Raw genomic sequence first — 24596 nt, 5'->3', positions numbered from 1 at the left:
CTATTCGGCCGCCTGAGCCTCGGCCGGCTTTTCCTTCAGGCGCACGAGCATGTTGAGCAGGGTGCGGTCGTGCAGCACGACCATGCGCTCCTTGGGATGCAGCCATTTGACGGCATCCTCGATCGTTTCCGCATCAGCCAGCTTGGCTTCGGCCAGGGCGCGCTCGGTCTCGATGATCCCGCGCTTGCGGGCCGCTGCCGGCGGCAGCATCTCGATATGCCGCTCCCTCAAGGCCGCATCGGAATAGATCGCCTTGAGACTGTCCTCGTCGTCGAAGCCGAGAGTTGCGTTGCGCTCCTGCAATTCGTTCGCGCGGACCGCGATGGCGGGAGGCTGGTGCTCTTCCGGAGTCATGAGGAGACCGAGCTTCTTGAGGGCGAGACCGGCTCCCAACTGGCCGCTGAGCCAGGACAGGGGAATCGCTAGCAGAAGGCCGATGATGGTCGGCGACATCCAGAGGAACAGGGATGTGGCGATCATGAAGGCGGAGATGCCGGCGAGAGCGCCAAGCACCGTATGGGCGCGGTGCCGGCGAACGATGTCCCTGAAGGGGATCGATCCGTCATCGCGTCGCTGCGGCTGCCATCCGGTGTCGCGGCCCAGGAGGATCTGGAACACCGAGCCCGATTGAATCAGCATCAGGATCGGCGCGAGTAGGGCCGACAGAACGATTTCGATGAGGGACGAGACAATCAGGCGGATCCCGCCGCCCGAGGCGCGGCGTTCCTTGCCTCGGATCAGCATCAGGATCAGGCCGAACACCTTGGGGGCCAGCAGGATGCCCATTGTCAGGGCGAACAGGGCCAGGGCTCGTTCGGGATCGAACCGGGGCCAGATCGGATAGAGACGGAAATCGCGGGAGAAATACTCGGGCCGGATATAGGTGGTCTGCAGAACGAGCGCGATACCGACGATCAGTTGGAACAGCCAGAAGGGCGAGGCCAGATAGGACATGATGCCCGTGGCGAAGTGCTGCCGTGTCGGGAGCTTCAGGCCCTTGGCCGTGATCACGCGCATATGCTGCAGATTGCCCTGGCACCAGCGCCGGTCGCGGGCTGAGAGGTCGATGAGGGAAGGCGGGCTTTCCTCGTAGGATCCTTCCAGATCCGGCAGCATGTAGACGTCCCATCCGGCGCGGCGCAGCAGAGCCGCTTCCACGAAGTCGTGGCTCAGGATGTGCCCGCCGAAGGGCGGCTTGCCCCGCAGGTCCGGCAGGCCGGCATGCGACGCGAAGGCCTTCGTCCGGATGATCGCGTTGTGGCCCCAGTAATTGCCGTCCCGGCCCATCCAGACCGAGAGCCCCATGGCGATGACAGGGCCGGTCACACGGGCCGCATATTGCTGAAGGCGCGCGAAGAGGGTGTTGCGGTTGATGATGAGGGGTAGGGATTGGATGATGCCCGCGTCCGGATCGGCCTCCATCGCCGCCGCCAGACGCACGATGCAGTCGCCGGTCATGAGGCTGTCGGCGTCCAGCACGAGCATGTGCTCGTAATGCCCGCCCCAGCGGGAGACGAAATCGGCGATGTTGCCGGCCTTGCGGTGATGGTTCTTCGCCCGGTGGCGGTAATAGAACCGCGCCCTCGGGCCAAGCCTCTCCCTGAGAGCGAGGAAGGCGCGCTCCTCGGCAACCCAGGCGTCCGGGTTCGTTGTGTCGGAGAGAATGAAATAGTCGAACGCATCGCCCAAACCCGTCGCCTCGACGGATTCGTGGATCGCCTCGAGAGCGGCGTAGGTCCGGGCCGTCTGCTCGTTGTAGACGGGCATGACGATGGCGGTGCGCGCCTGGAGAGAGGCCGGAAGCGGACCCGGGCGGCGCTGCCGGAGAAGGGCGGCGAAACCGAGCAAGGCGCTGGTGAACGCCACCGCGATCCAGGAGAAGTTGACGGTGAACAAAGCCACCAGCACCCACTGGAGGGCAGTGGTGCGGCTCACCGACACCACCTGGTACATTTCGTAGGTGCCGTATGCGGTCAGCAGAAGGCCGCCGCCGAATACGAAGAGACGGGCGAGCCAGGTTCCGAGCTTCGGATTCCGCCGGACGTGCTTGCGCTCCTGGTCCGCCGACCAGCGCCTCAGGTGCTGGGTCGGCATTTCCAGATGCTTTTCCGGAGGCATGATGGATTCGGGCCGTCCGAGGGCGGCGATATTTGTGTTCGGGTCGGAACTTATGGTGTCCAACGATACAGCCATGTCTCGCTTATCGGTTTCCCGCCTGCTTCGAGGATGAGACGCATCTCACACGCGTTTTCGTTGCCCGGGTCAAGCTCGAATGCAACGCGGATCGTCTTCCGCTCCGGATAGGGCAGAAGTTTGAGGTTCTGGAACGAGCCCGGACCAACGGTGAGGACTGATTTAAGGTCCTTCGGCCAATTGTCACCCAGCATCTCGCCGGAAAAGTCCACGGTGAAGCGCCGCCGCCGTCCGGAGCTACCCCGGCCGGACCGGGTCGCGATGACGGTGGCGAGCGGCGGCCGCTCGGGAGAGTTCCAGCCCCAGTATTGCCGATACGCGAAGGCAATCTCGGAATTTGCGGCCATGGGCGCGCGCGGACGCCAATAGGCCAGGATATTGTCGTTGATCTCGGCGTCGGTCGGAATTTCGAGAAGCTGAACGCTGCCCTGGCCCCAATCGCTCAAGGGTTCGACCCACAGGCTCGGCCGGCGCTCGAAGCGCTGGTCGTCGTCCTGGAAGGATTCGTAGGCCCGCTCCCGCTGAAGCAGGCCGAAGCCGCGCGGAGAACTGTCCACGAAGGCCGAGATCTGGAGCGTCTCGGGATTGTGCAGCGGCCGCCAGAGCCACTCGCCCTGACCGTTCAGCATCTGCAGGCCGGAGGATTCGTAGACGGCGGGACGGATGTCGTCCGCGTTCCGGCGGTCGTTAGGACCGTAGAAATACGTCGAGGCCATGCCGCCCAGGCCCACATGTTCCAGGTTCACGCGGGGGAAGAGGGTCGTTTCCACGTCGACGATGGTCATGTCCCCGGGCCGGAAGGTCATCCGGACCGCGCCGGTCGTGGATTCCGAATCCAGGACGCCGTGAATTGTGATGCTGTTGCTGCCGACGCTTGGGCGTTCGATCCAGAAAGCCCGGAAGACCGGGAATTCCTCGCCCTTCGCCTCCGCGGGCTTGAGGGTCAGCGCACGGGCGATGACCCCGTAGTTCTGGCCACGCGCGAGAGCCCGGAAGAAGGTGGCTCCCTGGACGATGGCGAAGTCGAAGGGCTTGCCCTCGGCCGGCTGGGAGATTAGGCGGAAGCCCGAAAAGCCGATGTCCTTCAGATCGTTGGGGATGTTGATCCCGTTGAAGTTGAACTGGGTTGGGTCATAGCCGAGGCGCCGGACATTCCCGTCCTCGACGACGTAGAGGTCGACCGCATTGTTGAAGACGAAGCCCCGGTGCAATGGCTCGAGGGCAATGCCGCGCCCCTCCGAGCTCCAGATCGGCTGCTGGAGGGATTTGATGGCGACGTATTGCTCGTAGTTCAGGTTCGAGAACACATCCGGCAGATCGTTCGGCGGCTGCACGAACGGCTTCTTGGAAAGCTGGCGGGCGATATTGGTCACGCCGGCCGCATCGAATCGCTGTCCCTCTCCCATCATGGTCGCGATGCTGGCTTGTGGGGTCTGGGCCCGGACGGCGGGCGCGAGCGTAAGCGCGGCAACCGAAGCGCTGAGATAGGCCAGCACATCGCGTCGCCGAGGATGAGAAGGGCGCGATGCCCCCAGCGAAACCGACACAGTGATACTCTTGCGTGAACTTGGCTCTTCGGCCAGACAATCAGGAAGACTCATGATTTATCATCGAACATGAGTATGAAGTAAACGAGGCAGTTCGCGATCGGGGCCGTTCCCAATGGAAAGATTGCCGAAATACCCCTTCTGATTTAGCTGCATCCCTGAACCTCACCGGATTGAAGCCTGATGACACCGAGCCATTCCCCCATGACCTCCACCGCCCGGAGCTGCCTGGCCGTCGTGCTGGCGGCAGGGGAGGGAACCCGGATGAAATCCGCCCTTCCCAAAGTCCTGCATCGCGTCGCGAACCGCTCGCTGGTCGGACATGTTCTGGCGACCCTGACGGAGGCCGGCGCCACGCAGACGGCGGTGGTGATCGGGCCCGACCGCGAGGACGTGGAGAAGGAGGTGACGAAGATTCTGCCTGATGCGCGGATCTTCGTGCAGCGGGAGCGTCTCGGCACGGGCCACGCGGTTCTGAGCGCCAGGGATGCCCTCGCCGAGAAGCCGGACGACGTGATCGTCGCGTATGCCGACACGCCCCTCGTGACGACGGACACCTTCGCCAAGTTGCGCGCCCCGCTCTCGGATGGCGCGGCCGTGGTGGTGATGGCCTTCGAGGCCAGGAACCCGGCCGGCTACGGGCGTCTCCTCACGTCAGGCGACGAGCTTCTCGCCATCCGGGAGCACAAGGACGCCTCGGAGGCCGAGAGGGCGATCACGCTCTGCAACGGCGGCCTCATGGCGATCCGCGGCGACGTCGCCCTCGCGCTTCTGGAGCAGATCGGTAACAGCAACGCCAAGGGCGAGTACTACCTGACCGACATCGTCGAGATCGCGCGCGAGGCCGGGCACCGGGCGGCCATCGCGATCGTGCCCGAGGAAGAGGTGCACGGGGTTAACGACCGGGCGCAGCTCGCGGCCGCGGAGCGCATGATCCAGGAGCGCCTTCGCGAGCGGGCCATGGCGGCGGGCGTCACCCTCGTCGCGCCTGAGACGGTTTTCCTCAGCTATGACACGGCTCTCGGTCAGGACGTGATCGTGGAGCCTCATGTGGTCTTCGGCCCCAACGTCACCGTCGAGGCGGGCGCGATCATCCACGCCTTCAGCCACCTGGAAGGGACCCGCGTCGCTTCGGAGGCCGGGATAGGACCTTTCGCGCGGTTGCGTCCGGGTGCCGTCGTCGGCCCGAAGGCGAAGGTCGGCAACTTCGTCGAGCTGAAGAACACGGACCTCGGCGCAGGGGCCAAGGTCAGCCACCTGACCTATCTCGGCGACGCCAGCGTCGGGGCCGGGGCGAATATCGGCGCGGGGGCGATCACCTGCAATTACGACGGCTATAACAAGGCTCGCGTTCAGATCGGCGAGGGCGCCTTCATCGGCTCGAACTCGTCCCTCGTGGCGCCTCTCACCATTGGCCAGGGGGCCTATGTCGGCTCCGGCTCCGTGGTCACCGAAGACGTGGCCCCGGACGCGCTCGCTCTCGGGCGCGGCCGCCAGGTCGTGAAGGAGGGCTGGGCCGCGCGGTTCCGGGCCAAGGTCAAGGCGGCCAAAGGAAAATAAGGCCTGCTGTCACAAACTGTCACCGAAGTTGATTCCGGCATACCTCGCATTCTCTGTATGGAGAGGCGCAGCATAGCTTAGAATAAACTTGCGAATAGGAAGCCCTGGGGCATGTGCGGAATCGTTGGAATTATTGGCAATACACCTGTCGCAGAGCAGATCGTCGAAGCCCTGAAGCGGCTGGAGTATCGCGGATACGATTCCGCAGGGGTGGCGACGCTGGAACACGGCCGCCTCGACCGCCGGCGCGCGGAAGGCAAGCTCCGGAACCTGGAGGCGAAGCTCTCCCAGGAACCGCTCTCCGGGCACATCGGCATCGGCCATACCCGCTGGGCGACCCATGGCAAGCCGAACGAGACCAACGCCCACCCCCATGCGACCGACAAGCTGGCTGTCGTCCATAACGGCATCATCGAGAACTTCCGGGAGCTGAAGGCCGGTCTCGAATCCAAAGGCGTGCGGTTCGAGACCGAAACCGACACCGAGGTCGTGGCGCAGCTGGTGACGTACGAGATGCGGCAGGGCCGCCCGCCCGTAGAGGCCGTCGCCGTGACGCTCCCGCGACTGCGCGGGGCCTTCGCGCTCGCGTTCCTCTTCGATGGCGAGGATGAACTTCTCATCGGCGCACGTCATGGCGCGCCGCTCGCCATCGGCTACGGCGAAGGCGAGATGTATCTGGGCTCCGACGCCCTCGCCCTCGCGCCCTTCACCGACGACATCACCTATCTCGAGGACGGCGATTGGGCGATCCTGCGCCGGACGGGAGCCGATATCCGGGATGCCGCTGGGGCGATGGTCCGGCGTCCGCGCCACAAGATTCCGGCCGGCTCGTTCATGGCCGACAAGGGCAACCATCGCCACTTCATGGCCAAGGAAATTCACGAGCAGCCGGAAGTGGTGGGGCGCACCCTCGCGCATTACGTGAACTTCACGGCGGGACGGGTGGAGCTTCCGTTTGAGCTGCCCTTCGATTTCAAGGACCTGAAGCGAATTTCCATCTCGGCCTGCGGCACGGCCTATCTCGCGGGTCTGGTTTCGAAATACTGGTTCGAGCGGCTTGCGCGCCTTCCCGTGGAAATCGACGTGGCGTCGGAGTTCCGCTACCGCGAGGCGCCCCTGGAGCCGGGCGAGCTGGCGCTCTTCGTCTCCCAGTCCGGGGAAACGGCCGATACGCTCGCGTCCCTTCGCTATGCCTCCGCCGAGAAGCTCCATACGCTCTCCGTCGTGAACGTGCCGACCTCCACCATGGCCCGGGAAAGCGCGGTCGTCGCGCAGACCCTGGCCGGAGTGGAAGTGGGTGTGGCCTCGACGAAGGCCTTCACCTGCCAGCTCACCGTTCTCCTCTCGCTCGCCATCGCGGCCGGTCGCGCCCGCGGCACGCTGAGCGCCGAGGAGGAGAAGGAGCTCGTGGACGCGCTCATCGCCGTTCCGGGGCAGATGAGCGAGGCGATGAAACGCGAGCACGAGATCGAGATCCTGGCGCGCGAGCTCTCGAAGGCGAAGGACGTGCTCTATCTTGGGCGCGGAACGTCCTATCCGCTCGCCATGGAAGGCGCGCTCAAGCTGAAGGAAATCTCCTACATCCACGCCGAGGGCTATGCCGCGGGCGAGCTGAAGCACGGGCCCATCGCCCTGATCGACGAGACCATGCCGGTGATCGTCATCGCCCCCCATGACCACATCTTCGAGAAGACCGTCTCCAACATGCAGGAGGTGGCCGCGCGCGGCGGGCGCATCATTCTCATCACCGACGAGAAGGGCGCGCTGGAAACCGGCCTCGACACGATGGCGACCATCGTCATGCCGTCCGTGCATCCGGTGGTGGCCCCGATCCTCAACTCGGTGCCGATCCAGCTGCTCGCCTACCACACCGCCGTCTTCATGGGCAAAGACGTGGACCAGCCGCGCAACCTCGCGAAGTCGGTCACGGTGGAGTGACGCCACGCATTTGTCGAGCTCTCCACGTCATCCCCGGGCTTGTCCCGGGGATCTACGTCTTGGAGGCGCTGTGTTTCCCAAAACGTGGATGGCCGGATCAAGTCCGGCCATGACGAGAAGGACGCTGTCTATCCCGCCCGCAGCAGCTTGATCGCGGAATCCCGCTCGAACAGGTAGAGCATGGTCCGCAGGGCCTGACCGCGCTCGCTCAGCAGCTCCGGATCCTTGTCGACGATGAGGCGCGCGTCGTCCCGCGCGGCGCCGAGAAGATCGCCGTCCACCTCCAGGCGGGCGAGCTTGAAGCCGGGCGTTCCCGATTGGCGCGTGCCCAGCACTTCGCCTTCGCCGCGCAGGCGCAGGTCCTCCTCCGCGATGCGGAAGCCGTCTTCCGTCTGGCGCATCATTTCGAGACGGGCCTGGGCGATCTGGCCAAGGGGCCCCTTGTAGACGAGCAGGCAGGTCGAGGATTTCGAGCCGCGCCCGATGCGCCCGCGCAGCTGGTGGAGCTGTGCGAGGCCGAAACGCTCCGCGTGCTCGATCACCATGACCGTGGCGTTGGGAACGTCGACTCCGACCTCGATGACGGTCGTCGAGACGAGGATCTTGGTCTCGCCCCTGGAGAACCGCTCCATGGCGGCGTCCTTGTCCTTGCCGGCGAGCTTGCCGTGGACGAGCCCGACCGCATCGCCGAAGAAGCTCCTGAGGGTCTCGTAACGCTCCTCGGCGGCGGCGAGGTCGATCGTCTCGGACTCTCCGACGAGCGGGCAGACCCAGTAGACCTGATCGCCATTGGCGATGGCCCGGCCGATTCCGCCGACGACCTCGTCGAGCCGGTCGATGGAGATCAGCTTCGTAGCGATGGGCTTGCGGCCCGCTGGCTTTTCGCTCAGCACGGACACGTCCATGTCGCCGAAATAGGTGAGCGCCAACGTGCGCGGGATCGGAGTCGCGGTCATGACGAGAATATCGACCGCCTCGCCCTTTGAGCCCAGCGCCAGGCGCTGATGAACGCCGAAGCGGTGCTGCTCGTCCACCACCGCCACGCCGAGGTCCAGGAAGGCGACGCCTTCCTGGAACAGGGCATGGGTGCCGACCGCGATCTGGATGCTGCCGTCCGCGAGACCCGCGAGAACCGCCTTGCGGGCGGCGCCTTTGTCGCGGCCGGTCAGCAGGGCGATGGTCAGCCCGGCCTCTTCCGCCATGGGCGCGAGGCGCTCGTAATGCTGGCGGGCCAGAATCTCCGTCGGAGCCATCATGGCGGCCTGACGGCCCGCCTCGATGGCGCTCGCCATGGTGAGCAGGCCGACGACGGTCTTGCCCGAGCCCACATCGCCCTGAAGCAGGCGGAGCATTTTCTTATCTGAGACGAGGTCGCGCCGGATATCCTCGATGGCCTGGGCCTGGGAGCCCGTGAGGCCGAAGGGCAGGGCGGCTTTGAGCTTTGCGACGAGGTGCCCGTCGCCCGCGTTCACCCGGCCCGGCAACCGCCGCATGCGGCTCCTCACGAGCGCGAGGGCGAGCTGGGAGGCGAGCAGCTCGTCATAGGCCAGGCGGCGGCGGGGCGCGGACTTGGCGATCGCCTCCTCGGACAGTTGCGATGCGTTGTCGGGCCTGTGCAGGGCGAAGAGCGCCGTTTTGAATTCGGGCAGGGCGTTCCGGCCGAGCCAGGCGGCATCCTGCCATTCGGGCAGATCGGGCACCCGCTCTAGGGCGGCTCCGATGAACTTGCCCACCATGCGCGAGGAAAGGCCCTCGGTGAGGCCATAAACCGCCTCCACGGCGGGAAGGTTCTCGATGCCCCGGTCATCCAGGATCCGGTCCGGGTGAACCATCTGGCGGCGGCCGTCCCACAGCTCGAGCTTGCCGGAAACGTAGCGGCGCTCGCCCACGGGCAGGAGCTTTTCCAGCCTGGCTTTCTGGCCGTTGAAGAACACGAGCGAGACGTCCCCGGTCTCGTCCTCCACGAGAATCCGATAGGGTGCGCGGCGCCCGGGCGGGGGCGGACGGTGGGACACCACGGTGACGGACAGCGTGACCGGCTCGCCGACCGGCGCATCGGCGATGGAGCCTTTCATTTCCCGCGAGATGCCGCTGTTGGGCAGGTGGAACAGCAGATCGGCCACCCGCGCGGGCCTGCCCGGCTCGCCCAGGAGGCGGTCCAGGAGGGGGGCGATCTTCGGTCCGACGCCGGGCAGGGAGGCCGCCGGAGCAAACAGGGGATCGAGAATGGATGGACGCAAGGACATCAAACGGGTGTCAAGTCGAAGGGAGATGGTTATATAGCCGCCAAGCCGCTTCGAAGCGACGTTATCTTTTTCTCACCGGAGCATTTTCATGAGCGGGACCACACGCAGCAGCGCCGACCTCGATGTTCGCCGCAGAAAGATCCTTTTCCGGGCCTGGCATCGGGGCATGCGCGAGATGGACCTGATCATGGGGCGCTTCGCGGATGCCGAGATCGGAGAGCTTTCCGAGGAAGATCTGGGCGAGTTCGAGCGGCTGATCGAGGTGACCGACCGGGACCTGCTCGGCTGGATCACGGGCGAGGTCGAGACCCCTTCGAATTACGACACGTCTCTTTTCCGGCGGTTGAAGGCCTTTCATACCCACACCTCGTCGATCCATAACTGACGATCCGTTTCTATCCCGTTATTGACGAACCGGGCCCGAAAAGCCCGCGTTCTCCTCCATTGATCCGACAAGCCGCCATGAAGTCTGCACTCACCCGCGCCCTCGACGCCCTGAAGAAAGGCCATGGCCTGACGCTGTCCAGCGTTCCGGACGGCTTCGACGCGCTCGCGGTCGCGGATCTGGCGCGCGGCCTGTCGGGGATCGTGGAGGGGCCGGCCGTTCTCGTCCACGTGGCCCGCGACGGGCAGCGGCAGCAGAATTTCGCCAACAGCCTGGGTTTCATTGCGCCGGAAATCGAGATCCTCACCTTCCCGGCCTGGGACTGCCAGCCCTACGACCGGGTCTCGCCCAACGCGGCGATCACGGCGCAGCGGATGACGACCCTGGCGCGCTTGGCCCGCTCCAAAACCTCCGAGGACAAGCCGCGCATCCTCTCCACCACCGTGAACGCTCTCGTGCAGCGGGTCCCGCCGCGAGCCCGCATCGCGGCCGAGACCTTCTCCGCCGCGCCGGGCAACGTGGTGGATACGACCCTGCTCATCAACTGGCTCGAAACCAACGGCTTCATGCGCACGGGCACCGTCCGCGACACGGGCGAATACGCCGTGCGCGGCGGCATCATCGATCTCTATCCCGCGGGCCTTCCGAACCCGGTGCGCCTCGACTTCTTCGGCGATGCCCTGGAATCGATCCGCGCCTTCGATCCCGAGAGCCAGCGGACGGTCGGCACTCTCCGCTCCCTCGACCTCGTGCCCATGAGCGAGGTGCAGCTCACCACGGAGAGCATCAAGCGCTTCCGCCAAGCCTATGTGGCCGCGTTCGGCGCGCCGACCCGCGACGACAGGCTCTACGAGGCGATCAGCGAGGGGCGGCGCTATCCCGGCCTGGAGCACTGGCTGCCCCTGTTCCACGATCATCTCGATACGCTGCTCGATTACGTGCCGGGAATCCCGGTGGTGTTCGATGCGCTCGCCGACGATGCCGCTGGGGAGCGCCTGTCGCAGGTGAAGGATTATTACGACGCCCGCCGCGAGGCGATGATGGGGCAGAACCAGCCCGGCGTGGCGCCGTACCGGCCGCTGCCGCCGGATCAGCTCTATGTCAGGCCCGAGGAATGGTCCGAGCGGACGAACAAGCTGCCGCTCGCCCGTCTGACGCCGTTCGCCATGCCGGAAGCCGGAGCGCCGCGCATCGTTGTGGATTGCGGCGCGCGCCAGGGCCGGAATTTCATTGCCGAACGGGCGGACGAGAACGCCAACGTGTTCGAGGCCGTGATCCGCCACATCCGCGACCAGCAGGGGCTGGGGAGGCGCGTCATCCTCGGTGCCTGGTCGGACGGCTCGCGCGAGCGCCTGTGCCACGTGCTGCAGGATCACGACCTGAGGCAGACGAAGCCGATCGGCCGCTTCTCGGAGACGATGGCCTATCCGCGCAACGAGATCCCGGTCGGCATCTGGGCGCTGGAGCACGGCTTCGAGACGGGTGACCTGACGGTCATCAGCGAGCAGGACATCCTGGGCGACCGTCTCGTGCGCCAGAAGCGCAAGTCGCGGCGTCCGCAGGACTTCCTCACCGAGGTCGCGGCGCTCACGCCCGGCGATCTCGTGGTGCACGTGGATCACGGCATCGGCCGTTTCGAGGGCTTGAAGACCATCGAGGCCGCGGGCGCGCCGCACGATTGCCTCGAACTGCATTACGCGGGCGGCGACCGTCTCTTTCTGCCGGTGGAGAACATCGAGCTTCTGACCCGCTACGGATCGGAAGAGACGGAAGTCCAGCTCGACAAGCTCGGCGGAGGGGCCTGGCAGGCGCGCAAGGCCCGCATGAAGCAGCGCATCCGGGAGATGGCCGGGGCGCTCATGAAGATCGCCGCGGCCCGCATCCTGAAGGACGCCCCGCGCATGATCCCGCCGGAGGGGCTCTACGACGAGTTCGCCGCGCGTTTCCCCTACGAGGAGACCGAGGACCAGCTCAACGCCATCGAGGCGGTGCTCGACGACATGGCCTCGGGCCGACCGATGGACCGCCTCGTCTGCGGCGACGTGGGCTTCGGCAAGACGGAAGTCGCCCTGCGCGCCGCCTTCGTGGCCGCCATGAGCGGCAAGCAGGTGGCCGTCGTCGTGCCGACCACGCTGCTGGCGCGCCAGCACTACAAAACCTTCTGCGACCGCTTCCGCGGGCTGCCGCTCAACATCGCGCAGGCTTCCCGCTTCGTGCCTTCGGGAGAGCTGAAGAAGACCAAGGAAGGGCTGACGGACGGTTCCGTCGACATCGTGGTCGGCACCCACGCGGTCCTGGGCAAGTCCATCAAGTTCAAGGATCTCGGCCTCATCATCATCGACGAGGAGCAGCATTTCGGCGTGACCCACAAGGAGCGCCTGAAGGAGCTGCGCGCCGAGGTGCACGTGCTGACGCTCTCGGCGACGCCGATCCCGCGAACCCTGCAGCTCGCGCTGACGGGCGTGCGCGAACTCTCGCTCATCACCACGCCGCCGGTGGACCGCCTGGCGGTGCGCACCTTCATCACGCCGTTCGACCCGCTTCTTGTTCGCGAAGCTCTCCTGCGGGAACGCTACAGGGGTGGGCAGGCCTTCTATGTGGTGCCGCGCCTCGACGATCTCGGTGAGGTGAAGACGTTCCTCGACCGGGAGGTGCCGGAGGCGAAGGTCGCCGTGGCTCACGGCCAGATGGCCGCCGGTCAGCTCGAGGACGTGATGACCGCCTTTTACGAGGGCAAGTACGACATCCTTCTCTCCACGACCATCGTGGAATCGGGCCTCGACATTCCGACCGCCAACACCCTGATCGTGCACCGCGCCGACATGTTCGGCCTGTCGCAGCTCTATCAGCTCCGTGGACGCGTCGGCCGCTCCAAGACCCGCGCCTACGCCCTGTTCACGGTGCCCGCCAACAAGAATCTGACCACGCAGGCCGAGCGGCGCCTCAAGGTGCTCCAGACCCTCGATACGCTGGGCGCGGGCTTCCAGCTCGCTTCACACGACCTCGACATCCGCGGCGCGGGCAACCTGCTCGGCGAGGAGCAGTCCGGCCACATCAAGGAAGTGGGCTACGAACTCTATCAGCAGATGCTGGAGGAGGCGGTCGCGCAGCTGAAGGCCGGCATCGAGGAGCCCGCCGAGGATCAATGGTCGCCCACCATCGCGGTCGGCGCGCCGGTGATGATCCCGGAGAGCTATATCGCCGACCTTCAATTGCGCCTCGGCCTCTATCGCAGGCTCTCGACCTTCGAGACGGACGGCGAGATCGATGCGTTCCGGGCGGAACTCGTCGACCGCTTCGGCCCCGTTCCGTCGGAAGTGGATCAGTTGCTCAAGATCATGGCGATCAAGGTGCTCTGCCGCCGCGCCAACGTGGAGAAGGTGGATGGCGGGCCGAAGGGCATCATCATCTCGTTCCGCGACAATTCCTACGCCAATCCGGCAGGCCTCATCTCCTACGTGACCGAGCAGGCTTCCTTCGCGAAGGTGCGCCCTGACATGAAGATCGTGTTCGTGCGCGATGTCGAGACCCCGGACGAACGCATCAAGGTGTCCACGAGCATCCTGCGGGATCTGGTTCGGATCGCCGAGAAGAAGGCGGCTTGATCCCGTGATCGAGGCCGGCGTCGTGGGGGAGGCCGCGACGGAAGAAAAGCCCTTCGGCTTCCTTAAAGGGTGAGTGTCAGAGCCCGGCCGCAGCCACCACTCGGGTGTTCAGCTCGTTCTGGAGCATCGTGGCCGCACCGCTGGCCTCGCCGGTGATGATCACGGGCGTATGGCTTGCGGCCAAAGTCTTACGCAGACGCGTCGCCAATTCCAGGAACCGTTTCCTTTCCGACCAGTTGGCATGTCGTGGCATCTGCAGCACGACGGCTGCGGGGCTGGGGATCAGGGCGAGAACGTCGTCAGCGGCCTCGAAAGGCGTCGTGACGCTGGCATATCCCATGCCGGCAAGTTCTGCCGAAAGAGCGCTGTCAGGAGCGCGCTCGCCGCTGTCGACGACGAGAACCTTCTGCATTCCATTCATTGCAACACCCTTGCGTGAGAACGCGTTCATCGGGACAGGAGACCTCCCCTCAACGAACAAAGCAGAAGATTAGTTGCATCGGCGACCTGAACGGAACCGCAACAATAAGGGTAGCCCGCACGGCAAAAGGGCTAGTCGGGGGATTTCCACCAGGAATCGACAAAGGTGCCGAAAAGAGGCGTCCTGTCGGGCTTCTTCAGGCTGGAATCATAGGCAACCCATTGATCGCCCACGTAAAATAGCGGGATGACGTAGAAGCTCGAGAGCAAAACCCGGTCGAGGGCCCTGACGGACGAGACGAATTCCTCCCTGGTCTTCGCCTCTAGGAGAGCGTCCACCATGCGGTCGACGGCGGGAGAGGCGACGCCTGCGAAATTGAGGGAGCCACTCCTTTGCGCGGCCGCGGAACTCCAGCGGTTTCGCTGCTCGTTCCCCGGTGAGGCCGAAGCCGGCCAGACCCATTGCACCATGTCGAAATCGAATTGCGACAGGCGACGCCAGTACTGCACGTTGTCGACGAGCCGGACGCGCGCCTTGATCCCGATGCGCTCGAGCGACTGGGCGAAGTTGAGGGCGAGGCGCTCCTGCTGGCTCGAACTGACGAGCATCTCGAACGTGAAGGGCTCCCCGGTCTGCTCGTTGCGCAGAACATCGTCCTTGAGGGCCCAGCCGGATTCCGACAGCAGCGACAGGGCGTAGCGGGCCATCGTCCGGTCCCGGCCCGAGCCGTCCGGCGAGGGCGGCCTCCATTGGCCCTCCAGAATGTCGTCCCGCGCCGCTCCGGGGAAGGAGGCCAGGATCCCGCGTTCGCGCTCGTCCGCCGGGCGCCCCGTCGAGGAGAGCTCCGACCCCGAGAAGTAGCTGTCGGCCCGCGTGAGCAGCCCGTAATACAGGTTGCGGTTGAGCCAGTCGAAATCGAACATGTAGCCCAGGGCCTCCCGCACCCGAGGGTCACCGAAGATCGGGTGTCGGGTGTTGAAGACGAAGCCGTTCATGCCCTTCGGGAGCCGGATCGGCACGGTTTCGCGAACGGTCCGCCCGCTCTCGATTCGTGAAAAGGTGTAGCCCGTCGCCCAGCGGGCGGGGTCTCCTTCGAGACGGAAATCATAAAGTCCTGCGCGAAAAGCCTCGAACAAGGTGTTGTCGTCACGATAGAAATCGTAGCGGATCTCGTCGAAGTTATAGAGGCCGCGCAGAATCGGCAGATCTTCGGCCCAGAAGTCCTTTCGCCGCTTCAGGACGATCCGCTCGCCGGGGCGGACTTCGGTAATGGCGTAAGGGCCAGACCCGACGGGCGGGGTGAGGGTGGTTTTGTCGAACGTGTCGGGATCGGTCGCATGGGCCGGGAAGATCGGCATCGTGGCGATGATGAGCGGCAATTCCCGATCGTTGGAGCCCGAAAGGTCGAACGTGATCCTGTGCGGGTTTTCCGCCGTCACGGATCTGATCTGACCGAAGCTCGATCGGTGGAACGGCTTTCCGTATTTCCTCAGGAGCTCGAAGGTGAAGCGCACGTCATCGGACGTGAGCGGATGGCCGTCCGAGAAGCGGGCGCGCGGATCGAGGTTGAAGGTCACCGAACTGCGGTCGTCCGGCATCTCCACGGAGCGCGCGATCAGGCCATAGACGGTGAAAGGCTCGTCCCGGGAGCGCATCATCAGGCTTTGCAGCACGTAATCGGGAACGGCGGGCGGGGCGACGCCGATCACGATCAGGGGGTTGAGGCTGTCGAAGGTCCCTTGGATCGCCAGGGTGATTCGTCCGCCCCTCGGTGCATCCGGGTTCGCATAGGGCAGGTGGGGGAAATCCGCCGGAAGGGCGGGGTCGCCATGCATGGCGATTCCATGCCGCGGAGCACCGGCCTCTATCGCAGCCACGGGCCCGATACTCGTCACGACCAACATGGCGATCAGGCCAATTATCCGTATGAGGCTGCGGCTCATGGGTCTCCTGCTCCGCGGGGGATTTCGGGGCAATATTGTACAGAAAGTTAACCGGGGTGACTGGAAACCTAGCCCATGAAAGGTTAAAGGAGCCCCACAGGTCATGTCTTCGCCGCATTCGGCAAAGATTCACCGTCCCATTGCAGGTTTAAGAAAGCCGGATACCAACGGCCCATTCAAGAGCCGACCTTTCGACTGAAGAGGATCTAACGACATGTCATTCGCGACACGCATCGCGAGCTTGGGGGGCACCTGTGGCCTGGCCATCGCCCTGGCCCTTGCTGGCGCGCCCGCTTCCGCTCAGGCTCAGAAGCCCGCGGCTCCCGCCGCTCAGCCGGCGAAGCCCGCCGCTCCCGCGCAGGGTCAGCCGGGCCAGCCGCAGCAGCCGGCAGGCCCCACGGTCGTCCAGGTGAAGGCCGAGCCGTCCCAGCCGGAATGGACCAAGGTCTGCGGCAAGGACCAGAACACCAACACCGAGATCTGCTACACGACCCGCGACTTCGTCTCGGATCAGGGCCAGCCGGTTCTCGCGCTCGCGGTCTACGACGTGAAGGGCCCGCAGCCCCAGAAGGTCGTGCGCTTCGTGATGCCGCTCGGCCTGCTCCTGCAGCCCGGCCTGCGCTTCGCCGTCGATCAGGGTCAGCCGACCCCCGGCCGCTACGTGATGTGCCTGCCCAATGGCTGCTTCGCCGAGGCCCAGGTGAAGGACGACTTCATCGCCTCGTTCAAGAAGGGCGCGAACCTCAACGTCAGCGTTCAGAATCAGGTGGGCCGCGAGATCACCTTCGCCGTTCCGGCCGCAGGCTTCGCGAAGGCCTTCGACGGTCCTCCGATCGACCCGAAGGTGCTTGAGGAGCAGCAGAAGAAGCTCCAGGAAGAGCTCCAGAAGAAGAGCGAAGAGATGCGCCAGAAGATGCTCCAGAGCCAGGGCGGCGCTGCCGCCACTCCGGGCGCTGCTCCCGCTCCGGCCGCTCCTCAGGCGCCCAAGCAGTAATCGGGATCTCCCCAATAAAAACGCCGGGCTTTTCGCCCGGCGTTTTTGTTTGTGCTGAGTCTGTCAGTTGGCGAGACTCAGTGCGCGAGGCTCGGCTTGGCCCTGTATCCGCCGTTGGGCTGGCGCACGAACATTTCCTCGATCATCGGATTGCGCAGGGGCTCGTCCGAGTGGTCCGGCATCAAATTCTGTTCGGAAACATAGGCAATGTATTCCGTTTCCGCGTTCTCGGCGAAGAGATGGTAGAACGGCTGATCCTTGCGGGGGCGAACGTCCTCGGGAATGGATAGCCACCATTCTTCAGTGTTGTCGAATTCAGGGTCCACATCGAAGATGAGGCCTCGGAAATCGAACAGGCGATGCCTGACCACCTGGCCGATCGCGAATTTCGCCGAACTCGCTTTCATAGGCATGGTCCTAACTCCTTAGCCTTGCATATAGATATGCTGGCTGGAATCTCCAAATCGGCTGCCTTCACAATTCGGAGAACCCCATCAATAGTTTACCAGTAACCATGGGGCAGGGTGGGGCGATTTTTCAGTGAATAGACTGCCGAGCATTGCAATTTTGGTCTAGCGGCTTTCCGAAGGTGGGATTGCGGCAGGGGTGGAACCTTGCCAGAAGAATGACCTCCTATTCTCGCTGCTTAAGCCTCGCATCAGGAGCCTGCGATGTCCGACCTGATCGGGCTTTTCAACCTGCTCGCCCCATTCTTCGGCCTGATCGGCCTCGGATTCTTCTGCGGCAAGACCGTCAAGCAGCCGGAAGCGGGCCTCGCCTGGATGCAGTTCTTCCTGATCTACGTGGCCCTGCCGTGCCTGTTCTTCCGGCTCATCGCCGACAAGCCGCTGGATCAGCTCGCCAACTGGGCTTTCATCGCGGGCACCACCTTCTCGACCGCCTGCGCCTTCCTCCTGTCCTTCGCGGCGGGGTGGCGGCACACGAGGAACCTGCCGCAATCGGTCATGCAGGGCGTCGCCGGTTCCTATTCCAATGTCGGCTATATGGGCCCGCCCCTGATCCTGGCCGCGATCGGCCCCGCCGCGAGCGCGCCGGTCGTCCTCATCTTCGTGTTCGACAACCTGTTCCTGTTCTCCGTCGTCCCGCTGCTCATGTCCCTGGCAGGACTGGAGAGGCTCAATCTGACGGCAACAATCCGCCGCATCGTCTGGCGCGTGTTGACCCACCCCTTCAACGTGGCGACCGCCCTCGGCATGGCGGCGAGCTATCTTCATCTCCCGATCCCCGGGCCCGTCAATCAGATGGTGAACTGGCTGTCGGGATCCGCCGCGCCCTGCGCGCTCTTCCTGCTCGGCGTGACCGTGGCCATGCGCCCGTTGGGCCGCATCCCCGGAGAGGTGCCGGCGCTCGTGTTCGTCAAGCTGATCCTGCACCCGCTGCTGGTCTGGATCGTGCTCTCGGCTATCGGGGATTTCGGGCAGACCTGGACCTACGCGGCCATGACCATGGCCGCCCTGCCGCCCGCCCTGAACATCTTCGTGATCTCGACCCAGTACAATGTCGGCGTCGAGCGCGCTTCCGCCTGCGTCCTCATCGGCACGTTGGCGTCGATCGTGACCCTGACGGCCGTGCTCTACCTCACGACCAACACCGGCACCTTGCCCTACGATCTCTTTCCTTAAACGGTCGAGGCGTCCTGCATGAGGCGGGGGGCTCCCATATGGGGCAGCACGCCCTCGCGCATGACCGCGCGGCGCAGGGGCCCGACCTTGCTGAGCGCCAGAAGCCCGGCGCCCCTCAGGAGGTCGGCCGGCAGAAGGCCTGTCAGCAACGTTCTGTTGAGCCCGTCCACGGCGGCAGTCCGCAGACGCACGTCGAGATCGCGGCTGCGCTGATATTGTTTCAGCGTTTCCGGGGATCCCGGCTCCCGTCCGTCGTCGAAGGCGTCTACCACCGCGTCCCTCAGGGATGCCACGTCGCGAAAGCCCAGATTGAGGCCCTGGGCCCCGATCGGTGGGAAGACGTGCGCCGCCTCGCCCACGAGAGCGAGCCGGGGAGCGCCGAACCGGTCGACGGAAAGCCCGGTCATCGGCACGACCCCGCGCGGCCCGTCGATCCGCATGGCCCCGAGGAGGGACTGGGCCTGGCGCTCGATGGCCAGGGCCAGCGCCTCGTCATCGAGCTTGGAGAGCTGTTCGGCCTGTTTGGGGCTCATCACCCAGACGAGGCTCGAGCGCTTGCCGGGGAGGGGAACGAGCGTGAAGGGGCCGTTGCGGGTGTGAAACTCGGTCGAGGTCTCCCTATGTTCCCGCTCGTGGGCCAGGATCGCGGTCAGGGCCGTCTGTGGGTAGGACCAGGTCCGGGCTTCGATCCCGGCGATCTGGCGCAGCCGGGAATTGCGCCCGTCGGCCGCAACCACGAGATTGACCTCGATCTCGGATCCGTCGGCCAGTGTGACGACGGCCCGATCCTCCTCGGCCCGGAAGTCGGTGGCGTGCTGGGGCAGGATCGTCAGGTGCTCGTACGAGCGGGCAGCCTCGGCCAAACGCTCCACGAGGGTCACGTTTTCGATGTTCCAGCCGAACGCGTCGAGATCAATTTCCCGCGAGGAGAACGAGGCCGGAGGCGGGCGGAACAGGCTGCCCGTGTCGTCGATGATCCGCATCACCTCGAGCGGAGCCGCTTCTGGAGCAAGAAGGGACCAGACGCCGAGAGCTTCCAGAAAACGGACCGAGCCGTTGAGGAGAGCGACGGTCCTTCCGTCGCGACGGACATCGAGGCCGCCGATCATGACCGTCTCGAAACCGTCGCGGGCGAAGGCCAGGGCAGCGCTCAGGCCGACCGCTCCCGCTCCGACAATGGCAATGCTGTAGCTTTTCGTAGTCAAGAACTTTCCCCGTCATCTGTCGCCGGACGGCTTGCCGACTCACAATAATCCATGGATTCGCCATTGCCGACCGAGGCGGCGCATCCCTATGATCGTTATCCATGGTTCTTGTCGAACCGACTTCCACCTCTTCAGTTCAGAGTCGCTTGCGTGAAGGCAGACGTATCATCATCTGGGCCGCCCCTTGTCGAGCTAAAAGGGATCAGCAAGCGTTATGGCGACCTGCTCGCCAATGACGGCATAGACCTGTCCATCGAGCCGGGGGAGATCCATGCTCTGCTCGGCGAGAACGGCGCCGGCAAGTCGACCCTCGTCAAGATCCTTTACGGCGTCATCGAGCCCAGCGCGGGCGAAATCCGGTGGGAAGGACGGCCCGTCACCATCGGCTCCCCGGTCGAGGCGCGGGCGCTCGGCCTGGGCATGGTGTTTCAGCACTTCTCGCTCTTCGACGAGATGACCGTTGCCGAGAATATCGCCGTCGCCCTTTCCGGCGAGTGGAGCCTTGCCACGGTCCGCAGCAAGCTCGGGGAGATCAGCCGCACCTACGGGCTCGCGCTCGACGCAGACCGCGCCGTCTGGACCCTGTCCGCGGGCGAGCGCCAGCGCATCGAGATCGTCCGGTGCCTCCTGCAGAACCCGCGTCTCCTGATCCTCGACGAGCCGACTTCCGTCCTGACTCCGCAGGAGGCCGAGCACCTCTTCACGACCCTGGACAAGCTTTCCGCCGACGGCTGTTCGATCCTTTACATCTCCCACAAGCTCGAGGAGGTGCGTCGTCTCTGCCGCCGCGCCACCATCCTGAGGGCCGGGCGCGTGGTCGCGACCATCGATCCGCGCGCGAGCACCGCACGGGAAATCGCCGCGCTGATGGTCGGCAACGAGGTCGGCGAGATCCGCACCGATGCGCCGCATGTCCCCCGTGAGGAGGTCCTGCGGGTCGATCACCTCGACATGCCGCCCGCGGGACTCCACGGGCAGGCCCTGAAGGACATCAATCTCGTGGCACGGGCCGGCGAGGTGGTGGGCATCGCCGGGGTCGCCGGCAACGGACAGAGCGAGCTCTTCGCGGCGCTTTCCGGCGAGAGGCTGTGCGACCGCGCCGATGCGATCGCCATCGCGGGCCGGCCTTGCGGCACCCTGGGCATCGATGCCCGCCGCCGTCTCGCCGCCGCCTTCGTACCGGAAGAGCGTCTGGGCCATGCCGCCGCTCCGACCCACCGCCTGAGCGAGAACACGCTGATCTCGCACGCCGCGACCGAGGTGAGCCGGTCCGGCTTCATTCTTCTCAACGCCGCCAAGCGGCTCGCCCGCACGATCGTCAAGAGCTTCGACGTGAGAACGCCGGAAGTCGACCCTCAGGCGCGCAAGCTCTCCGGCGGCAACCTGCAGAAATTCGTCATCGGGCGTGAAATCATCCGCAAGCCGAAGCTCCTGATCGTGGACCAGCCGACCTGGGGCGTGGATGCGGGCGCGGCGCGCCTCATCCGCCAGTCTCTCGTCGATCTCGCCCGCGACGGCAGCGCCGTCGTGGTGGTCAGCCAGGATCTCGACGAGCTGTTCGAGGTTGCCGACCAGATGGCGGTGATCCACCAGGGACACCTGAGCCCGCTGAAACCTATCGGCGCATGGACCAAGGAGGCGGTCGGCCTTGAAATGCTAGGCGTGGCTCAAACTCCAGGGGGCGCTCATGCGGTTTGAGCTCACCCCCCGCACGACCGTTTCTCCCGTCGCCCGCGCCGTTGCGCCGGTCGTGGCGTTCATCGTGTCGTTCCTCATCGCAGGCTTCGTGATCTGGCTCATGGGCCGTTCGCCCATTGCGGCCTTCAACGTCTATGTGCTGCAGCCTCTGAGCGATCCCTGGTCGCTTCAGGAACTGCTCGTGAAGGCGACGCCGCTCGCCCTGATCGCGATCGGCCTGTCCTATTGCTTTCGCGCCAATCTCTGGAATATCGGCGCCGAAGGCCAGTATGTCATGGGCGCGGTCCTAGGGAGCTGGCTCGCGCTGAAGACCCATGGAACCGATGCCGGTTTCTGGGTGCTGCCGCTCGTGCTGATCCTCGGCATCATCGGCGGCGCGCTCTACGGGCTCATCCCGGCCGTTCTGAAAACGCGTTTCGGCGTCAACGAGATCCTGACGAGCCTCATGCTCGTCTATGTCGCGCAGCTCACGCTCGACTATCTCGTGCGCGGTCCCTGGCGCGATCCGAAAGGCTTCAACTTCCCGCAATCGGTCACCTTCGACCCGTCGGCGACGCTGCCGCCGGTGATCGAGGCGAGCCGCGTGAATTACGGAACGGTCTTCGCCCTCATCGCGGTATTGGTGACCGCCGTCGTGCTCGGGCGAACCCTGTTCGGCTACCGCCTGAAGCTCACGGGCGATGCGCCGCGCGCCGCCCGGTTCGCGGGCTTCAGCTCCAAGGCGACGACCCTCGCGGTGTTCGCCATTTCGGGCGGCCTCGCCGGACTGGCGGGCATTGCCGAAGTCTCCGGGCAGATCGGCCAGCTTCAGCCGTCGATTTCCCCCGGCTACGGGTTCACGGCCATCACGGTGGCTTTCTTAGGCAGGCTCAATCCCTTCGGAATCCTGGTGGCGGCGCTGGTCGTCGCGCTCACCTTCATCGGCGGAGAGAGCGCGCAGATCCTTCTGAAGCTGCCGCTGGACCTGACACAGGCCTTCCAAGGGATCCTGCTGCTCTGCGTCCTGGCGGCCGACGCCCTCGTCAGCAACCGCATTCGTCTCGTGACACGGGGAGGGGGCAAGTGACCACCTTCGAGGCCATTCTTCTCACCATCGTCACGGCATCCACGCCGCTCCTCATCGCCGCCCTGGGCGAGCTCGTGACGGAACGGTCGGGCGTCCTCAACCTCGGCGTGGAAGGCATGATGATCATGGGCGCGGCGTGCTCCTTCGCCGCCGCCGTGACCTTCGACTCCACGCTCATCGGCGTGCTTGCCGGGATCCTGGCCGGAGTCGCGATGTCCGCGCTCTTCGCTTTGGCCGTGCTGGGCTTTGCCGCGAACCAGGTCGGCTCGGGGCTGGCCCTTACCATCTTCGGCATCGGCCTGTCCGGCCTGATCGGAGCGCCTTTCGTGGGCGCGCGACGCGATCCGATCGCGCCCTTGGACATCCCGGTTCTGAGCGACCTGCCGGTGGTCGGACGCCTCTTCTTTGAGCAGGATCTCTTCGTCTACGGATCCATCGCGCTCACGGTGCTGATCGCGCTCTATCTCGGCAGGACCCGCTCCGGCCTGACCCTTCGCTCGATCGGCGAGAACCATGGATCGGCGCACGGCCTGGGACTTCCGGTTCTGCGGGTGCGTTTCCTCGCGATCCTGTTCGGCGGAGCCTGCGCGGGTCTCGCCGGAGCCTATCTGTCGCTCGTCTACACGCGGTTCTGGGCTCCCGGTATGACGTCGGGACGCGGCTGGATCGCGCTCGCGCTGGTCGTCTTCGCGGCCTGGCGCCCGGCCTGGGTGCTGGTGGGAGCATACATCTTCGGCACGGCCACCGTGCTGCAGCTCCATGCCCAGGCGGCCCAGTTCGGCGTGCCGGCCCAGGCGCTGTCGGCGGTCCCATATCTGGCGACGATCCTCGCGCTGCTGCTTCTGTCTCTGCGGCATGGACGGGCAATCGGAGCGCCGGGATCTCTCGGAGTTCCTTTCGTGCCTGACCGGTAATCAAACTGATGTTATTCTAGCCACGAGAAGTGTTGCCAGAAACCTTCTGAACTGCCAGGGATACGGAACCTTAACGTGGGGGAGCGAGCATGCTTTCAAGGACAATCATCGGGGCTTTGGCGGGCGCAGCCGCTATGGCTCTTTTCGCAGGTAGCGCGGGCGCGCAGGAGAAGCTGAAGGTCGGCTTCGTCTATGTCGGCCCGGTCGGCGATTTCGGCTACAGCTACCAGCACGATCAGGGCCGCAAGGAGATGGAGAAGGCTCTCGGCGACAAGGTGGAGACCACCTACGTCGAGAACGTGCCGGAAGCCGATTCCGAGCGCGCCATCGAGCAGCTGGCCCGCACCGGCCACAAGCTGATCTTCACGACCTCGTTCGGCTTCATGGAGCCGACCCTGAAGGTCGCCAAGAAGTATCCGAACATCAAGTTCGAGCACGCGACCGGCTTCAAGCGCGCCCCCAACGTCGCGACCTATGCCGCCAAGTTCCACGAGGGCCGCTACATCGCCGGCCAGATCGCGGGCAAGATGACGAAGTCCGGCACCATCGGCTATGTCGGCGCCTTCCCGATTCCGGAGGTGATCTCCGGCATCAACTCGTATTTCCTCGGCGCGCAGTCGGTGAACCCGAACGTGAAGCTGAAGGTCGTGTGGGTGAATTCCTGGTTCGATCCAGCGAAGGAAGGCGACGCCGCCAAGGCTCTGCTCGACCAGGGCGTGGACGTGATCACGCAGCATACAGACAGCCCGGCTCCGCTCCAGGCCGCCGAGGCGCGCGGCAAGCTGGGCTTCGGCCAGGCCTCCGACATGGAGCGCTTCGCTCCGAAGGCTCAGCTGACGGCGATCATCGACCACTGGGGCGACTATTACATCCAGCGCACCAAGGCCGTTCTGGATGGCACCTGGAAGTCGGAGGACACCTGGGGCGGTCTGGACGTCAACATGGTTCAGATGGCTCCCTACAAGAACATGCCTGACGACGTGAAGAAGATGGCCGAGGAAACCGAGGCCGCGATCAAGACCCACAAGCTCAACCCCTTCAAGTGCCCGATCGTCAGCCAGGACGGCAAGGAGGTCGAGTGCAAGGGCAACGGCGCGCTCTCGGACGAGCAGATCCTGAGCATGAACTTCTACGTGAAGGGCATCGACGACAAGATCCCGCAATAAGCGGCGGGACTTCCCGGATCACCACGAAGGCAGCCAAGAGATTGGCTGCCTTTTTCGTTTGAGGCGCCTATA

The 24596-nt window shown here is 65.1% G+C and carries 17 protein-coding genes; 10 read left to right on the top strand and 7 right to left on the bottom strand.

The window, feature by feature from the left end:
• Both mdoH and ACS5Q0_RS07600 read right to left on the bottom strand, forming a co-directional pair.
• Positions 1–2193 carry a glucans biosynthesis glucosyltransferase MdoH gene (gene mdoH, locus ACS5Q0_RS07605; protein ID WP_473126012.1) on the bottom strand — a complete coding sequence of 731 codons (2193 nt, stop codon included), beginning with the start codon at positions 2191–2193 and terminating at the stop codon, positions 1–3.
• On the bottom strand, positions 2169–3689 hold the full coding sequence (locus ACS5Q0_RS07600) for an OpgD/OpgG family glucan biosynthesis protein (protein WP_473126011.1): 1521 nt from the start codon (positions 3687–3689) through the stop codon (positions 2169–2171). Before ACS5Q0_RS07600 ends, mdoH begins: the two co-directional genes overlap by 25 nt.
• A gap of 234 nt (positions 3690–3923) precedes the next feature.
• Between ACS5Q0_RS07600 and glmU the strand changes: the two genes are divergently transcribed.
• Entirely contained in the window at positions 3924–5300 is a 1377-nt protein-coding gene (gene glmU, locus ACS5Q0_RS07595; RefSeq protein WP_473126010.1) for a bifunctional UDP-N-acetylglucosamine diphosphorylase/glucosamine-1-phosphate N-acetyltransferase GlmU, read from the top strand.
• Positions 5301–5411: 111 nt separating this feature from the next.
• Positions 5412–7238: a glutamine--fructose-6-phosphate transaminase (isomerizing) gene (glmS, locus tag ACS5Q0_RS07590; protein ID WP_473126009.1), complete on the top strand. Its 1827-nt coding sequence runs from the start codon at positions 5412–5414 to the stop codon at positions 7236–7238.
• Positions 7239–7366: 128 nt separating this feature from the next.
• Here the strand turns inward: glmS and recG are convergent, their stop codons facing one another.
• Positions 7367–9484, bottom strand: a complete 2118-nt coding sequence (gene recG / locus ACS5Q0_RS07585; protein WP_473126008.1) for an ATP-dependent DNA helicase RecG — start codon at positions 9482–9484, stop codon at positions 7367–7369.
• Between the two features lie 88 nt (positions 9485–9572).
• On the opposite strand from recG, the gene ACS5Q0_RS07580 reads away from it, so the two are divergent.
• The gene (locus ACS5Q0_RS07580) at positions 9573–9869 is read left to right on the top strand and encodes an FAD assembly factor SdhE (RefSeq protein ID WP_473126007.1); all 297 of its coding nucleotides are present in this window, start codon (positions 9573–9575) and stop codon (positions 9867–9869) included.
• A 77-nt stretch (positions 9870–9946) separates the two neighbouring features.
• Positions 9947–13474 (top strand): transcription-repair coupling factor, encoded by a 3528-nt coding sequence (gene mfd, locus ACS5Q0_RS07575; protein ID WP_473126006.1) that lies wholly within the window; start codon positions 9947–9949, stop codon positions 13472–13474.
• 76 nt (positions 13475–13550) lie between these two features.
• On the opposite strand, the gene ACS5Q0_RS07570 is transcribed toward mfd, so the two are convergent.
• A complete protein-coding gene (locus tag ACS5Q0_RS07570; RefSeq protein WP_473126005.1) occupies positions 13551–13925 on the bottom strand; it encodes a response regulator in 375 nt (124 codons plus the stop codon).
• A 101-nt stretch (positions 13926–14026) separates the two neighbouring features.
• Entirely contained in the window at positions 14027–15838 is a 1812-nt protein-coding gene (locus ACS5Q0_RS07565) for an extracellular solute-binding protein (RefSeq protein ID WP_473126004.1), read from the bottom strand.
• A 214-nt stretch (positions 15839–16052) separates the two neighbouring features.
• Here ACS5Q0_RS07565 and ACS5Q0_RS07560 point away from each other — a divergent pair, with 214 nt between their 5' ends.
• The gene (locus tag ACS5Q0_RS07560; protein ID WP_473126003.1) at positions 16053–16832 is read left to right on the top strand and encodes an invasion associated locus B family protein; all 780 of its coding nucleotides are present in this window, start codon (positions 16053–16055) and stop codon (positions 16830–16832) included.
• Between the two features lie 77 nt (positions 16833–16909).
• Here ACS5Q0_RS07560 and hspQ read toward each other — a convergent pair whose 3' ends face one another.
• Positions 16910–17239, bottom strand: coding sequence for a heat shock protein HspQ (gene hspQ, locus ACS5Q0_RS07555; RefSeq protein WP_473126152.1), 330 nt, complete (start codon positions 17237–17239; stop codon positions 16910–16912).
• A gap of 264 nt (positions 17240–17503) precedes the next feature.
• Here hspQ and ACS5Q0_RS07550 point away from each other — a divergent pair, with 264 nt between their 5' ends.
• Positions 17504–18475 (top strand): AEC family transporter, encoded by a 972-nt coding sequence (locus ACS5Q0_RS07550; protein ID WP_473126002.1) that lies wholly within the window; start codon positions 17504–17506, stop codon positions 18473–18475.
• Here the strand turns inward: ACS5Q0_RS07550 and ACS5Q0_RS07545 are convergent.
• Positions 18472–19680, bottom strand: a complete 1209-nt coding sequence (locus tag ACS5Q0_RS07545; RefSeq protein WP_473126001.1) for a UbiH/UbiF family hydroxylase — start codon at positions 19678–19680, stop codon at positions 18472–18474. The two genes, ACS5Q0_RS07550 and ACS5Q0_RS07545, sit on opposite strands and share 4 nt — an antisense overlap.
• A 150-nt stretch (positions 19681–19830) precedes the next feature.
• Between ACS5Q0_RS07545 and ACS5Q0_RS07540 the strand changes: the two genes are divergently transcribed.
• The 4 genes from ACS5Q0_RS07540 to ACS5Q0_RS07525 all read left to right on the top strand — a co-directional run bounded on the left by ACS5Q0_RS07540 (position 19831) and on the right by ACS5Q0_RS07525 (position 24524).
• On the top strand, positions 19831–21378 hold the full coding sequence (locus ACS5Q0_RS07540) for an ABC transporter ATP-binding protein (RefSeq protein WP_473126000.1): 1548 nt from the start codon (positions 19831–19833) through the stop codon (positions 21376–21378).
• Complete coding sequence (locus tag ACS5Q0_RS07535) at positions 21368–22444, top strand: ABC transporter permease (RefSeq protein WP_473125999.1); 1077 nt, start codon at positions 21368–21370, stop codon at positions 22442–22444. Before ACS5Q0_RS07540 ends, ACS5Q0_RS07535 begins: the two co-directional genes overlap by 11 nt.
• Entirely contained in the window at positions 22441–23358 is a 918-nt protein-coding gene (locus ACS5Q0_RS07530) for an ABC transporter permease (protein WP_473125998.1), read from the top strand. The genes ACS5Q0_RS07535 and ACS5Q0_RS07530 overlap by 4 nt, the downstream gene beginning before the upstream one ends.
• 134 nt (positions 23359–23492) lie before the next feature.
• The gene (locus ACS5Q0_RS07525; RefSeq protein WP_473126151.1) at positions 23493–24524 is read left to right on the top strand and encodes a BMP family ABC transporter substrate-binding protein; all 1032 of its coding nucleotides are present in this window, start codon (positions 23493–23495) and stop codon (positions 24522–24524) included.
• Positions 24525–24596: the final 72 nt, after the last annotated feature.

The sequence above is a fragment of the Microvirga sp. HS2 genome (assembly GCF_055792805.1).
Note: the sequence above shows the minus strand (reverse complement) of the source record. Positions and strands in the feature narration are given on the sequence as shown.

Excerpts from the sequence above, each read along its gene's own strand:
- mdoH (WP_473126012.1), bottom strand. The coding sequence starts at position 2,193 with ATGGCTGTATCGTTGGACACCATAAGTTCCGACCCGAACACAAATATC.
- glmU (WP_473126010.1), top strand. The coding sequence starts at position 3,924 with ATGACACCGAGCCATTCCCCCATGACCTCCACCGCCCGGAGCTGCCTG.
- glmS (WP_473126009.1), top strand. The coding sequence starts at position 5,412 with ATGTGCGGAATCGTTGGAATTATTGGCAATACACCTGTCGCAGAGCAG.
- recG (WP_473126008.1), bottom strand. The coding sequence starts at position 9,484 with ATGTCCTTGCGTCCATCCATTCTCGATCCCCTGTTTGCTCCGGCGGCC.
- ACS5Q0_RS07580 (WP_473126007.1), top strand. The coding sequence starts at position 9,573 with ATGAGCGGGACCACACGCAGCAGCGCCGACCTCGATGTTCGCCGCAGA.
- mfd (WP_473126006.1), top strand. The coding sequence starts at position 9,947 with ATGAAGTCTGCACTCACCCGCGCCCTCGACGCCCTGAAGAAAGGCCAT.
- ACS5Q0_RS07570 (WP_473126005.1), bottom strand. The coding sequence starts at position 13,925 with ATGAACGCGTTCTCACGCAAGGGTGTTGCAATGAATGGAATGCAGAAG.
- ACS5Q0_RS07565 (WP_473126004.1), bottom strand. The coding sequence starts at position 15,838 with ATGAGCCGCAGCCTCATACGGATAATTGGCCTGATCGCCATGTTGGTC.
- ACS5Q0_RS07560 (WP_473126003.1), top strand. The coding sequence starts at position 16,053 with ATGTCATTCGCGACACGCATCGCGAGCTTGGGGGGCACCTGTGGCCTG.
- hspQ (WP_473126152.1), bottom strand. The coding sequence starts at position 17,239 with ATGAAAGCGAGTTCGGCGAAATTCGCGATCGGCCAGGTGGTCAGGCAT.
- ACS5Q0_RS07550 (WP_473126002.1), top strand. The coding sequence starts at position 17,504 with ATGTCCGACCTGATCGGGCTTTTCAACCTGCTCGCCCCATTCTTCGGC.
- ACS5Q0_RS07535 (WP_473125999.1), top strand. The coding sequence starts at position 21,368 with ATGCGGTTTGAGCTCACCCCCCGCACGACCGTTTCTCCCGTCGCCCGC.
- ACS5Q0_RS07525 (WP_473126151.1), top strand. The coding sequence starts at position 23,493 with ATGGCTCTTTTCGCAGGTAGCGCGGGCGCGCAGGAGAAGCTGAAGGTC.